The sequence below is a fragment of the Stutzerimonas kunmingensis genome, assembly GCF_032106285.1.
Lineage (GTDB): Bacteria > Pseudomonadota > Gammaproteobacteria > Pseudomonadales > Pseudomonadaceae > Stutzerimonas > Stutzerimonas kunmingensis_B.
In genome coordinates, this window is record NZ_DAMCPO010000053.1 from 1 (window position 1) to 12,627 (window position 12,627).

General features: G+C 54.8%; 13 protein-coding genes and 1 pseudogene. 2 read left to right on the forward strand and 12 right to left on the reverse strand.

Annotated features, from left to right (window positions below):
• Nucleotides 1-151: 151 nt before the first annotated feature.
• Nucleotides 152-487 (forward strand): DUF1622 domain-containing protein, encoded by a 336-nt coding sequence (locus RT582_RS21920; protein ID WP_003298493.1) that lies wholly within the window; start codon nt 152-154, stop codon nt 485-487.
• Between the two features lie 233 nt (nt 488-720).
• Here RT582_RS21920 and RT582_RS21925 read toward each other — a convergent pair whose 3' ends face one another.
• From RT582_RS21925 to RT582_RS21935, 3 genes are all read right to left on the reverse strand, one after another.
• Nucleotides 721-1,050, reverse strand: a complete 330-nt coding sequence (locus RT582_RS21925) for a DUF2790 domain-containing protein (RefSeq protein ID WP_313480021.1) — start codon at nt 1,048-1,050, stop codon at nt 721-723.
• A 1,010-nt stretch (nt 1,051-2,060) separates the two neighbouring features.
• Nucleotides 2,061-2,396, reverse strand: coding sequence for a hypothetical protein (locus RT582_RS21930; protein WP_011914422.1), 336 nt, complete (start codon nt 2,394-2,396; stop codon nt 2,061-2,063).
• A 195-nt stretch (nt 2,397-2,591) separates the two neighbouring features.
• Nucleotides 2,592-2,885, reverse strand: coding sequence for a hypothetical protein (locus tag RT582_RS21935; protein WP_011914423.1), 294 nt, complete (start codon nt 2,883-2,885; stop codon nt 2,592-2,594).
• A 604-nt stretch (nt 2,886-3,489) separates the two neighbouring features.
• Between RT582_RS21935 and RT582_RS21940 the strand changes: the two genes are divergently transcribed.
• The gene (locus tag RT582_RS21940) at nt 3,490-3,945 is read left to right on the forward strand and encodes a DUF305 domain-containing protein (RefSeq protein WP_020307709.1); all 456 of its coding nucleotides are present in this window, start codon (nt 3,490-3,492) and stop codon (nt 3,943-3,945) included.
• 202 nt (nt 3,946-4,147) lie between these two features.
• Here the strand turns inward: RT582_RS21940 and RT582_RS21945 are convergent, their stop codons facing one another.
• The 9 genes and pseudogenes from RT582_RS21945 to RT582_RS21985 all read right to left on the reverse strand — a co-directional run bounded on the left by RT582_RS21945 (nt 4,148) and on the right by RT582_RS21985 (nt 12,427).
• Nucleotides 4,148-4,960, reverse strand: a complete 813-nt coding sequence (locus RT582_RS21945) for a c-type cytochrome (protein ID WP_020307708.1) — start codon at nt 4,958-4,960, stop codon at nt 4,148-4,150.
• Between the two features lie 8 nt (nt 4,961-4,968).
• Nucleotides 4,969-5,913, reverse strand: coding sequence for a copper resistance protein B (locus tag RT582_RS21950; protein WP_037004932.1), 945 nt, complete (start codon nt 5,911-5,913; stop codon nt 4,969-4,971).
• On the reverse strand, nt 5,903-6,199 hold the full coding sequence (locus RT582_RS21955; RefSeq protein WP_080902054.1) for a hypothetical protein: 297 nt from the start codon (nt 6,197-6,199) through the stop codon (nt 5,903-5,905). The genes RT582_RS21950 and RT582_RS21955 overlap by 11 nt, the downstream gene beginning before the upstream one ends.
• Before the next feature lie 12 nt (nt 6,200-6,211).
• Nucleotides 6,212-7,993, reverse strand: coding sequence for a copper resistance system multicopper oxidase (locus RT582_RS21960; protein ID WP_044313815.1), 1,782 nt, complete (start codon nt 7,991-7,993; stop codon nt 6,212-6,214).
• Between the two features lie 437 nt (nt 7,994-8,430).
• Nucleotides 8,431-8,678: pseudogene (locus tag RT582_RS21965) on the reverse strand (thioredoxin family protein); the annotation flags it as partial.
• A 406-nt stretch (nt 8,679-9,084) separates the two neighbouring features.
• The gene (locus RT582_RS21970; RefSeq protein WP_234462266.1) at nt 9,085-9,453 is read right to left on the reverse strand and encodes a DUF411 domain-containing protein; all 369 of its coding nucleotides are present in this window, start codon (nt 9,451-9,453) and stop codon (nt 9,085-9,087) included.
• Between the two features lie 97 nt (nt 9,454-9,550).
• Nucleotides 9,551-9,823 carry a heavy-metal-associated domain-containing protein gene (locus RT582_RS21975; protein WP_044313818.1) on the reverse strand — a complete coding sequence of 91 codons (273 nt, stop codon included), beginning with the start codon at nt 9,821-9,823 and terminating at the stop codon, nt 9,551-9,553.
• Between the two features lie 73 nt (nt 9,824-9,896).
• Nucleotides 9,897-12,164, reverse strand: coding sequence for a heavy metal translocating P-type ATPase (locus tag RT582_RS21980; RefSeq protein WP_162836506.1), 2,268 nt, complete (start codon nt 12,162-12,164; stop codon nt 9,897-9,899).
• A 92-nt stretch (nt 12,165-12,256) separates the two neighbouring features.
• The gene (locus RT582_RS21985) at nt 12,257-12,427 is read right to left on the reverse strand and encodes a DUF2933 domain-containing protein (protein ID WP_080505060.1); all 171 of its coding nucleotides are present in this window, start codon (nt 12,425-12,427) and stop codon (nt 12,257-12,259) included.
• Nucleotides 12,428-12,627: the final 200 nt, after the last annotated feature.

A 12,627-nucleotide genomic window follows, 5' to 3' on the forward strand; every position in this document is an offset into this window, starting at 1 on the left:
GCCACTACAAGGAGCACTTCGGAATGATGTCCAAGCCGATAGCGGGTGTCAGGAACACAAAACCTGAGCAGTGCTACCTTTGCCACCAGACCACCTCATGGAACGATATTCGGGGAATAGGCATCTATGACCACCATTGACGGGTGTTTCTATGAACCTTGAGGCACCTCATGCAGCGATTGAGATCGCGGTGATCGGGTTCGAGATTGCAGGGGTGCTCGCTATAACTTTCGGAAGTTTCATAGCGCTCTATCGCTTTTTTTTCAATTACAAAGGGGCCGCATTGACGGATCGCTCCCGGTCATTACGGCAAGATATTGGCGGCGCGATTGTGCTAGGACTAGAATTCCTCGTTGCTGCCGATGTCATACGAACGGTTGTAATTGAGCCCTCGCTACGAAACGTTGCAGTACTTGGTTTGATAGTACTTGTCCGAACATTTCTCAGCTACACGCTCCATATGGAAAATAAAAGCCGCGAGTCGTAGGCACCCCTCGCGGCTATGTATGTACTACTAAGCACATCGCTCAGCTGGGCAGTTTCCCCAGACGGCCCCATGCCAGTACCCGCACCGATTCGCCATAAAAACGGCAAGGCTAGTAACGATTGTATTGCTGAAATGCTTATGACCACCGCCGCACCAGGAGCATGTCTCGGGCTGCGACTACCGCCTCGGACTCTTACGTTTATGCAGGCTTCGATGGGTCGATAGGTGGTGTCTTATCTCCGACAGTTCGTTCCGGCGACCCGATACTCAACAATCGCCAAATCACCCTTAGAGTCCTCATAGGTAATTTGGGCCGGCATCACATCGTTGCAGGTCATATCGGTTCGCGTGGTACGAATTACCTTGGCGATGTCCAACTTCATCCCATAACGATAATGGACAGCTTCGGGAGGCTTCTTTCCGACAGAAGTAGCGTACTCCCGCATAGTATTTTCGTTCGCGCGTATCATTTCGCCATACTCGCGATCTGAGCTACCCTCTGCCAAGGATAATGAGCTCACGCTCATAAAAAACACTGCTGCCGTAATCTTGAAAGCTTTCATAACCAGCTCCTAACTTAACGTGTGTGATGAAATTATAAGAGCGGCAAGCTGTTACTCATATGACACGGTAATTACACTGGTGTTATGAATCAAATTACCCAAGGATTAAGTGGGGCCGGTAGCATTCGAGCAAGCATAGCCATCCCGATTAATTGGCTCAGTTACCTAGCGGCCACACCATATGAAAATCATTCAGCCGTTGAGCTGGGGGTCGCAGGCGCTCAAGTTTTAAATTTGAGAGGCCCATCCACGCAGCGCTTCTGGCTAGGACGGGCCGACGGGTGACAGGCGCCCCTCGGCTCTTGATGAAGGGGCATAGAACTGGCACTGCCGGAGCAGAGAACAGCATCGGCATCGACCAGGGGCGTATTCTCGATATGCGCCGCATCAGACTTTCCCGGCTCAAAGCTGGGATACTGACCGCTGCGATCTCAGACCAAAAGATGGGTCTCGTCGATCACATGCATCGCTTTGCGTGACGTCCGCGTTTGCAAGCTACCCGCGGCAATTATCGGTGCCTTTTGGAAGACATCACGAGGAAGACCACATACTGCTCGACAATGACAGACTCAACTTGGTAATAGCCTATGTAGGAGGCGATAGCGGCGCGGCCATAAGGGGCGGCATTCAGAATGGCAATGGAGCTTCAAAACGCTGCGTATCGTCACACTTTTGGTCAGGGCATCATATTCGCGGCAGAGAACGCGATCGCGATCGGCGGCATATCAGAGCGGACTGGTGGTTTTCCACAGCGACTGTAGTGATTTCGTAGCAGCACCACTGGGTCCCCCACAGACATTCGCTCAACTGGTGAAGTAGACGCCAACTGAATGTAAAAATTGTATGTGCTGTGGAAAAATTAAATCACTCGCTCATGTTGCTTTGAGCTGAGCCGAGAAGGCCGACTCAGCCCATTGTTGCATGACACGCTGTCAGGATCCTCCTCCCGTGTAAGGAGACGTTATGATCCGGCTTACCCCTGTGGCAGCTACTCAGAAATAACTTTCTTGTCATTTATTACCATGTGAGCGGTTGTTTATTTTGGCTGGCATTCCGCGGAACTCTACCGCGTGAAGTCGCCCGTCTGGAGTACGAATTTTTATTTCATATGGCCTAACATTTCCCTTAAGTGTGTTATTTATAGCTTTATTATCCGAACGCTCTTTATTCATAGGGGCCACACTCACCACCTCGCCGCGCTTCAGCAGATCCAGCATTACTTGGTGACCATCCCCAACAGTGTGATCGTGCCGCATAGCACTTTCTTGTTCCGTGCCGGCGACGGCTGCGAAAGCTGCCGAAATTAGCGAAATCGTCACCAGTGCTTTACTAATTTGGTTCATCATTTATCCCTCTTCCCCGATTTGCGTTTAAAAAACTATTGCTCGCTTTCTGTCTCAAACATCCCAAGTATAAACTGCACGTCTAGGGTTCCCTTAGCAAAGGGAAGCCTAAGCATCGATGATTGTTGCAGGGTAAGTGCTGATACCTGCAACAACCATAATCGTATTAATATCGCGGAGGTGTCCGTTAAAGTGGTATCAGCCGTTTTTAACGCCTACTGGGGCACCGAGAAATTCGACCGAATGGACGACTCCGTCAGGGGTTTTAATTTTAATCTCATACGTTCTTACATCACTTCCGGACACTGGTGAATTACCCATTGGGGTCACGCTTAGCACTTGCCCGGTTTTTAGCAGATTGACCATCACTTCATGACCATCGCCAACAGTATGGTCGTGTCTCATGGGTTGATCGCCTTTATTTGCAGCGATGAGAAAAGGAGATGTAGCGGTTAGAACAAGGGCGATAACGAGCTTTTGCATGCTTTTCATTGTGCTTTCCTCAGTGTTGGGGCCTGATTTGAGTGTGGCGGGTGAATACTTACGGGATGCTGTCCCTAAAATTACATTGGCGTAACCTCAGTGACAGCCAACAAACGTTCAGCTCCTGCGCTTTGGAAACTGGAAACAGGTCTGAACGACCTGATCTTCCACAAATCGCAATTACTGGTTACCGCAAGGATCTCGATGTCGCCCCTTACCCCTTAAAGGCTTACCTCTTCTACATTCGACAGCGAATATCGAGGAGACATCCACAGTTCGACAGGTCGTACAGCGTCACCAGGCGCGCCGTGTTCCTCACCAAATCACGGAAGCGCGTCACGCAGCCAGACTGGCGCATGGTCACTTCGACTTGGAGCAGCGCTGCGCAAACCCGAGAGCGAGTAAACTTGGTGCAGATTACATTTTTGTAAGCTTTTTAAAAAAATCGAAACCTCACAGCCTCCCGGCTTGTCCGTTCTTAGGTAACACCGAGGGCTGATTATCAAATCTGAGCTCTCACAGTATTAGTAACGCAACTGCCCGGCATGATCGAAAAATACGCAGACTTTAGTCAATGCAATACTGTGGCAGCACATCACCAAGAGGAGTTGATATGAAAATGTCTTATTGGCGTTTCGCTGCGATGGTGGCCACATCAACCGCCATCATGTACGGCGTTATGTATTTGAATACTTACACGTTCGAGCATGTTTTATGGAGTGAGACCCGTGCTTGGATGGCGATAGTGATGGGATCCGTCATGGCGATTATCATGCTCGCCTTCATGCTCAATATGTACAAGAAAAAGGCGCTGAACGTAGCGATATTCGCAGGCGGAGCAGCTTCCTTTGCTATTGCCTTGTGGCTTGTTCGTAGTCAGGCAACTGTCGACGATACCGACTATATGAAGGCCATGATTCCTCACCATTCTATAGCCATCATGACGAGTGAGCGCGCTCAGATCTCAGACCCGCGCGTTCGCAAGCTGGCGGATCAAATAATTGAGGCTCAGCGCCGAGAGATTTCTGAAATGATGTTTCTGATTGATGATTTAGACAGGGCTAACTGACGCAAGGTATCGCGCGACTTTCTCGCTCCGGTCCATTCTTCTTGCAAAAGTGATGCTGCGATTCCGACGAGGTCATACGCTTATTAAGCGCGCTGACCTGAGCGGCCAGCACACGAAATAACCATTTATGACGTCGGTGTAGCAAGACGCTTGTCGCGGGAAAGCTCAACTACTGCGCCATTTCCTAACGTGCCCATTGCTTTTAGCTGCCATGTACGTGCACTTTGCCATCCGTATGAGTGTGGGTATTGGAGGATGGCTCGGCATGGTCGTCGGTAGCGCTGCTGCCTTTCGAGCTGGAGTTACTTCCATCATGGTGATCATCGCCGTTACTGCTCGCAGAATGGTGATCGGACTCTGACGCTGAGCCGCCGTGGTGGTCTGCTGCCGCTATACCGCGACGTCCAGGCTCTCCTCCAGCGGCAACATTGCCATGATGGTCAGAATTGCTACCATCTAGGCCATCGTGATTTCGCGTCTGACTCTCACCGCCACCGTGCTGGTGACCGCCACTGGCTGCGACGAGCGCCTGGTATTGCGTAGCGTCGATCTTGGGCAACTGGCTGAGGAAGGCAACCATGCCCCAGATATATTCGTCGCCCATGCTCTTGCCCCAGGCCGGCATGCCTGTTGCCTTGATTCCATGCTTGATGACCCAGAAGGCGGATGCGGGGCTTGCGTCAATGCCAATCTTGGCCAGGTTCGGAGGGGCTGGATACAGCGCCTGACTCAGCTCTGTTAGTTCGACACCGGGCGCCAGATGGCACCCAACGCACATGGCGTTGTAGTTCCCGGCGCCACCACGAATGAGATTCTCGTCATCTAGATCGGGAACCACAATGTCCTTGGAACGCGCTTCAATAGAGCGATCACGCGCCATTGAAAGGAACGCATACACGGCAGGGTGATGAGGATCGTCAGCTCCTACGTTAATCACTCCGGAATAGGCTCCAGCTAGTATTGCAGCAGTACCAGCAGCGCCTGCTACCAAGAGGGTTGTAATTGTTTTTTTCATATTAACCTCTAAAGCCACATTCGAATGCCGGCGACAAAGCGCACCTCTTCAACATCTTCTCCTTCGTCGCGCAGCATGTCTGCGGTATTACCGTATGAGCGACTCCAGGAAATCCCGATGTAGGGCGCAAATTCGCGAACGATTTCGTAGCGCAGGCGCAAACCCAGTTCAGTATTTGCCAGGCCCGAGCCCACTACTCTTTCAAAATCATTCTTGCCGTAGAAATTGGCTTCCGCAGTTGGTTGGAGGATCAGTCGATTGGTCAGCAGGATGTCATAATCGCCTTCTAAGCGAACTGCAGCCTGGCCCCCTTCGCCAACGAACGCAGTGGCCTCGGCTTCAAAATCGTAAAGCGCCAGACCTTGCATACCGATGGCAGCCCAGGTCTGTGGAGACTCGGGCTTGAAGTCTTGGCGAACGCCAGCAACGACGTCCCACCACGGGCCGACCGAATGCCCATACAACAGCTGCAGCTCGGCATCCTCGGTTACGCCGTTGGTACGCTCTCCCTCGGAACGAAACCAGACCCGATTGATATCGCCTCCCACCCAGCCTGAGGCATCCCAGGCCAGGGTGCTGCCCTCATCAGCGTCCTGATATTCAAGCTGATCGAGCAGGAAGAAGCTGTTGATGCCGCTATCGTGCACTGTATGTCCAGGCAGAGGCGCGAAGGCCGCTTGGCGATCGGCATCCGTGAGGACGGGGATCGGTGTACGACTGGTGGTTCTCGGGGAGCCATGGTTCATTTGGGAGTGATCCATGTTGCTGTGATCCATCCCTTCCATTTGCTCTTGCATGGCGCCGTGGCCCATCTTGCTATGGTCCAGCGGCATGGAGCCGCGGCCCATAGTCGAGATATCCATTCCTTCTGCGGCAAAGGTAAAGCCGCCGCTCAGTGCGCTCATTGACACCGCCAGGGCAATGAGCGATGGACGTGATAGCTTAATGGTCATGGTTCGAATCTGCCTCGGCATGGTCGCTGCCATGCTCACCGGTCATTTTTTGGTGGTCCATGCCTTCATGGTTCATCGAGCCGTGATCCATTTGCTGATTGGCTGGGCCTTGGCCTCGCACCTGAGGAGGCTGCTTCTCACTGGCAGCTTTGGAAGAGTCAACGGCGTGCCGTCCATGATCGCTGTGATTTTCTTCGGCCAGCGACACTGGGATATACAGGGCAGCCAAAAGGCTCAACATTGCGGCACTGCAGAAAAGGGGGTTTCGTATCGGGGAATTGCCCATTAGATATCTCCTTCACTCATCCACGCGAACTTCACGGAACATGCCCATTTCCATGTGGAGCAGCAGGTGGCAGTGATAGGCCCAGCGCCCTAGCGCATCTGCGGTTACGCGATAGCTGCGCTTCGAGCCAGGAGGTACATCAATGGTGTGTTTGCGAACTAGGAAGTTGCCGTTGTCATCCTCCAGATCGCTCCACATGCCATGAAGGTGGATGGGGTGGGTCATCATAGTGTCGTTGACTAAGGTGATACGAACACGCTCGCCATACTTCAATCGCAACGGTTCCGCGTCAGAGAACTCAATGCCATCGAATGACCAAGAAAACTTTTCCATGTGACCTGTGAGATGCAGCTCGATAGTACGACTCGGCTCGCGCCCATCCGGATCGAGGAAGGTGCTGTGCAGATCTGAGTAAGTCAGGACACGGCGACCGTTGTTGCGAAGCCCGATTCCCGGGTCATTTAGCTTGGGAGTTGGCGTCATGGTCTGCATGTCGACCAGAGGGTTATTGGTTTCGGAGGCCGGATGGGACTGCATCGCTCCACCCGTGCCTGCCATCGTTGAATGATCCATGCCAGCCATACTGTCGTGGTCCATACCTGCCATCTTGCTATGATCCTTGCCTGCCATGCCGCCCTGCATGGAGCCATGATCCATTCCCTCCATGCTGCCGTGATCCATTCCCATATCGCTCATGGAGATCAACGGGCGAGGATCAACTTCAGGAACAGGCGCGCTCAGCCCTTCGCGAACGGCCAGGGTGCCGCGTGAATAGCCGGTGCGGTCCATGGACTGCGCGAAGATGGTGTAGGCCTGCTCGCTATCGGGTTCGACTATTACATCGAAGGTTTCGGCCGCAGTAATACGGAACTCATCGACGCTAACAGGTTTGACGTACTGCCCATCGGCCGCCACCACCGTCATCTTTAGACCCGGGATACGGACATCGAAATAGGTCATGGCCGATGCATTGATGAAGCGCAGGCGGATTTTCTCACCCGGCTTGAAAATACCAGTCCAGTTGTTATCCGGCGCCTGGCCATTCATCAAGTAGGTGTAGGTATAGCCACTGACATCGGCAAGATCAGTCGGGCTCATTTTCATCTGGGCCCACATCTTCCGATCAGCGATCGCTGCGGACCACCCCATCTCGCTGACGTCATCGACGAAGTCGCCGACTGTGCGTTTGTGGAAGTTGTAGTAATCCGATTGCTTTTTGAGCTTGGCCAGAACCCGTTCCGGATCTTCGTCAGTCCAGTCACTTAGTAGCACGACGTAGTCGCGGTCGTAGCTGAACGGCTCCGGCTCTTTGGCATCGATCACCAGAGCACCATAGACGCCAGCCTGCTCCTGTAGTCCCGAGTGACTGTGGTACCAATAGGTGCCGTTCTGGTTAACCTTGAATTTGTACTCATACATGCCATCGGGGGCGATGCCGTGGAAACTCAGGCCAGGTACGCCATCCATGTTCGCCGGCAGGATGATGCCGTGCCAGTGAATCGAGGTATCGTCCTGCAGACGATTACGAACGCGCAGAGTCACGGTATCGCCTTCCCGCCAACGCAGGGTCGGCCCTGGAAGTGAGCCATTGATGGTCATCGCGGTACGAGCCGCGCCAGTAATATTTACCGGGGTTTCACCGATGAAAAGATCAAAATCGGTACCGGCCAGCACGTTGGCCTGACCGGGACTGGTCACGGCCCAGACCGGCATACGCCACATGCCTAAGCCGCCGAGAATACCGGTGGCGGCTAGACCCTTGATGAAAGTGCGCCTTGTGGTTTTGCTTTGCATCCCGTTATGTCCATTAATCAGATGAGCCAGTGGTGAGCAACCCGGTCTCAGATTCGTTGACTGCCCGCCCCTGCCAAGCCGGAGTACTCGGCAACGCATGAAAACAGGAGCATTGTTCGATCCCCTCGAAATATCCGTCAATTCGGTTTCCGTTTGAACGGAGTGCTTTGTTCTTCAGGCACGACGCCAACTTAACTGCGGCATCCTGTCACAGGCCTTAGCGAAACATTACAGTTCTGTCAGGTACCGTTTTTTCTGACTGTTAAGTTCCGGTGTGACTGTTCAACAAATGGCTGACTTCAGTCGTCACCGATTTTGATAGTGGAACATCGTTAAAACGATCAAGTCATTGCCCACTTCCGGAAGCGACCAGGTTGCATGCTTTACATTCGGTCGTCGGCTAGACGCAGTCGTTCCAGAAAACTCTCGGCGTCGGTTTAACCAATCGTGCGAAGGTCCTGCCACTCATCACCACTGGGGGCAAACAATTGCAGACCGGCGGGCTAAACAGCTTATAGCGATCAAGCAGCGCGCGTTGCTCGGCATCGCTACGCGCCATATCGAAGCGCACCAGCCGGTAATCAGCCAGCTGTTCGCGCACGGAGGGCACTTCGAGTATTTCTCGTTCGATTACTTTGCAACTGATGCACCAGTCGGCGTACCAGTCCAGCAGCAAAGGTTGGCCGAAGGCGAAACCATCTTTGTAGAGGTAATAACCATCGGCATTTATGAACCGCAGGCGAATACTGTCGATGTCGGCTTCTATCAGATCAAGGCCAAAGGCCAGATCCACCGGCAGGAAGTCCTGGCTGTTATTCAGGGGGCGTTGAAGAGGGGCGGCTGTGAGCGAGGCAGATCAGAAATCCCGGCGCTGACCGGCGGTGGGATCAGTAAAAGCAGGCACAGCAAAAGGCGAAACATGTATCTCGCGAAATAAGAGTTTAACTAAAGGCCCCAGACATAATTCCGCCTCGCAAGCCAGGAAAACTGTCCTGCCCAAGCGAGCCGGGGGAGGGTAATCGCTGCGATCATCCAGCGAAATCCCCGTGCCACCCGACTGGGAAAGCTGGTCAGCGGCACGGAGCCTGAACCTACGGGTACTTGGCGAGGACCTCATCCTGCCCTGAAGGGGTAAGCCCGATTACCTGGTAGGCATGTTTGACATCCCCGTGCTCCATACCGGGCGATCCAGCCGGCATACCGGGCACGGCAATACCTCGCAGGTCGGAACGCTTGCGCAATTCGAGTATCTGCGCCACCGGCACGTGGCCTTCAACGAACTTGCCGTTGATCACACCGGTGTGACAGGACGCCAGACGCGGCTCGACTCCCAGGTCTTGCTTTACCGAACGCATGTTGCGTTCAACATGGTCGCGGACCTCAAAGCCGTTGTCTTCCAGATAGGAGATCCAGTCGTTGCAGCAACCACAGTTGGCGTCTCGGTGTACATCGATGATCAAGGGTTCAGCGGCATGGACCGCCCCACTTATCAGCAGCGCCGCAAGGACTGATATACGCAGTTTCTAGACATATAAGAACCTTGTTTGCCTTTCATTTTCAGTTGCAGCCGCAGCCACCGCTGCCACCGCAACCCGTCTTTTTTATGCTGCTCGATCCGGTTGCCGGACCGGCCAGCTGAGCGGGATATCCTGCATCAGCCAGGGAAGCAATCAGCGCTTGGCTGTCGCTCTGGCCGCTAACCCGCACCCTGGCGGCTTGTAAATCGACATCAACCTTGGTGACGCCCTCGACAGTGTTGAGCGCCTCGGTGACATGCTTGACGCACGAGCCGCAGCTCATGCCTTCGACGTTGAGTTCAATGGTGCTCATGAGAATCTCCTGGGAAATCACCGTAATGGTTCAGCAAATGTTCAACCTTGCCAGAAGGGCAAGGTCAAGCGTTTCAATCGATCGATCCCTTGCGCAGCCTCAACGCGTTAAATACCACTGAGGCCGAACTCAGGCTCATAGCCAGCGCCGCGATGATCGGCGACAGCAGCAGGCCGGTCAGCGGGTAGAGCAGGCCTGCGGCCAGCGGGATGCCCAGAGCGTTATAGAGAAAAGCAAAGGTCAGGTTCTGGTGCATATTGCGCACCGTGGCCACTGACAAGCTCCTTGCTCGCAGGATGCCCAGCAGGTCGCCCTTGACCAGTGTGACTTGAGCACTGTTCATCGCTACGTCGGTGCCGGTGCCCATGGCAATTCCGATATCGGCACGCGCCAGGGCTGGAGCGTCGTTGATGCCGTCGCCGGCCATGGCCACGCGGTGCCCTTCTTGTTGCAGGGCGGCGGCCAGGCGTTCCTTGTCCTGCGGTTTGACCTCGCCGTGCACCTCTTCGATGCCGAGTTCGCGGGCCACTGCACGAGCAGTAGTCAGGCCATCCCCGGTGGCCATGATTACCCGCACGCCATCCGCCTGCAGGCGCTCTACCGCCAGTTTCGACGTCGGCTTGATCGGATCAGCCACTGCCAGCAGACCAGCCAGGACGCCGTCCACCGCCAGGAACATGATGCTCACGCCTTCGCCGCGCAACTGTTCGGCCCGCGCACTGAGGGAGCTGGCATCCACGCCGGCATCATTCATCAGCGCGGTATTGCCTAGTTGCAGACGGTGGCCATCAACCTGGCCACGCACGCCGATGCCGGACGCTGATTCGAATGTCTCGGCCGTGCTCAGTGCCAGGCCTTGTGTACGGGCATGGTCGACGATGGCGTGGGCTAGAGGATGTTCGCTGCCCTGATCGAGGCTCGCTGCCAGGCGCAGCACCTCATCCGGAGTGAAACCAGGCGCTGCCTCTACACTGTGAAAGGCCGGGCGACCTTCAGTCAGGGTACCCGTCTTGTCGACGATCAGGGTGTCGATCTTGCGCAAATTTTCGATGGCACCCGCATCACGGAACAGTACACCGCTGCCGGCCGCCTTGCCGGTCGCGACCATCACCGACATTGGCGTGGCCAGGCCCAGGGCGCACGGGCAGGCAATGATCAGCACCGCCACCGCGTTGATCAAACCGAAGACCCAGCTCGGCTCCGGCCCCCAAAGACCCCAGACAAGGAACGTCAGTATGGCGATAGCGATTACCACCATCACAAAGTAACCGGCGATAACATCAGCCAGTCGCTGCATCGGTGCTTTGGAGCGCTGCGCCTGGGCAACCATTTGCACGATCTGCGCAAGCATGGTCGAGCTGCCGACCTTCTGCGCCTGCATCACCAAGCTGCCGTGTGCATTGAGGGTGGCACCGATGAGACTGTCACCGACGTGCTTCATGATCGGCACCGGCTCGCCGGTCAACATTGACTCATCTACTGCGCTTTCGCCCTCCAGTACCAGACCGTCGACAGGCACCTTCTCTCCAGGGCGCACTCGCAGCCTGTCGCCCGCATGAACATGGGTGAGCGGAATGTCGTTCTCCGTACCGTCGGGATTGATGCGTCGCGCGGTCTTCGGCGCCAGGCCAAGGAGTGACTTGATCGCCGCCGAAGTCTGCGAGCGCGCCTTCAGCTCAAGTATCTGGCCGAGCAAAGTCAGCGAGATGATCACTGCCGCCGCCTCGAAGTACACACCGATGCGCCCGTCTTTCAAGAAGTCGGCGGGAAACACGCCCGGCGCGAGAGTGGCCACGACGCTGTACAGATAGGCGGCGGCGGTGCCGAGACCGATCAGCGTCCACATATTCGGACTGCGCAGCAGGAAGGAGCGTACGCAGCGCTCGAAGAACGGCCAGCCGGACCAAAGCACTATTGGAGTGGCCAATATGAGTTCGACCCAGTTCTGCGTGGAGCCGTGAAATAGGTTCAGAGAGTGCCCCCCCATGGCCAGCACGGTGACGATCACCGTCAACGGCAGGGTCCACCAGAAGCGCCGAGAGAAGTCCTTAAGCTCCGGGTTCTCTTCTTCGTCTAGTTCCGGAATCACAGGCTCCAATGCCATACCGCAGATTGGGCAGCTTCCTGGTCCCGCCTGGCGAATCTCCGGATGCATCGGACAGATGTATTCAGTGCTCGGTTCGGACGGCGCTTGAGCTACATTCTGATTCTCCTCACGCGACCGTGCGCTTGCGAACCGCTGAGGGGCAGCCTGGAATTTCTCCTGACACCTTGCGCTGCAAAAGCGATAAGTCTTTCCTTCGAAGGTCTCGTGATGAGGACTATCTGGCTTGACCGCCATTCCACACACCGGGTCGTACTGTTTACCGTTTTGATCGTGCGAATGGTTAGCCTGATGCCGGTCGTGGTTGCTGGAAGAATTGTGCATGCCATTTACTTCCTATCTTTGTCCTTGGAGACACGGGTGGGATTGGAATGGCCACCATGGTTGTGACCAAACAAATGGAGCAACGGGCAAAGCAGCAAGATTATGTATGGCAGTCCCTGCAAGAGATGACCGTAATGCTCGCGTGCCAAGTAGAAAAAACCGATTATTGCCAGCATTAAGAGCGCTACGCCGGGTCTAGTCTTCCAAAAAGATATTTCATTATTCCGATGAAGATGGCGGTGATACACGGCAGTGACCTCCAGTGCTGGTATTTTTAGTACGTTGCGTCAGCATGAGCCGCTCGTCCCGATAGATATAGCATGGCCGGCCGCGAAAACTGAGTGCAACACCTGACCTTTCCGGTACGGTGCTGCCC

Excerpts from the sequence above, each read along its gene's own strand:
- RT582_RS21920 (WP_003298493.1), top strand. The coding sequence starts at position 152 with ATGAACCTTGAGGCACCTCATGCAGCGATTGAGATCGCGGTGATCGGG.
- RT582_RS21925 (WP_313480021.1), bottom strand. The coding sequence starts at position 1,050 with ATGAAAGCTTTCAAGATTACGGCAGCAGTGTTTTTTATGAGCGTGAGC.
- RT582_RS21930 (WP_011914422.1), bottom strand. The coding sequence starts at position 2,396 with ATGATGAACCAAATTAGTAAAGCACTGGTGACGATTTCGCTAATTTCG.
- RT582_RS21935 (WP_011914423.1), bottom strand. The coding sequence starts at position 2,885 with ATGAAAAGCATGCAAAAGCTCGTTATCGCCCTTGTTCTAACCGCTACA.
- RT582_RS21940 (WP_020307709.1), top strand. The coding sequence starts at position 3,490 with ATGAAAATGTCTTATTGGCGTTTCGCTGCGATGGTGGCCACATCAACC.
- RT582_RS21945 (WP_020307708.1), bottom strand. The coding sequence starts at position 4,960 with ATGAAAAAAACAATTACAACCCTCTTGGTAGCAGGCGCTGCTGGTACT.
- RT582_RS21950 (WP_037004932.1), bottom strand. The coding sequence starts at position 5,913 with ATGACCATTAAGCTATCACGTCCATCGCTCATTGCCCTGGCGGTGTCA.
- RT582_RS21955 (WP_080902054.1), bottom strand. The coding sequence starts at position 6,199 with ATGGGCAATTCCCCGATACGAAACCCCCTTTTCTGCAGTGCCGCAATG.
- RT582_RS21960 (WP_044313815.1), bottom strand. The coding sequence starts at position 7,993 with ATGCAAAGCAAAACCACAAGGCGCACTTTCATCAAGGGTCTAGCCGCC.
- RT582_RS21975 (WP_044313818.1), bottom strand. The coding sequence starts at position 9,823 with ATGAGCACCATTGAACTCAACGTCGAAGGCATGAGCTGCGGCTCGTGC.
- RT582_RS21980 (WP_162836506.1), bottom strand. The coding sequence starts at position 12,164 with ATGGCGGTCAAGCCAGATAGTCCTCATCACGAGACCTTCGAAGGAAAG.
- RT582_RS21985 (WP_080505060.1), bottom strand. The coding sequence starts at position 12,427 with ATGCTGGCAATAATCGGTTTTTTCTACTTGGCACGCGAGCATTACGGT.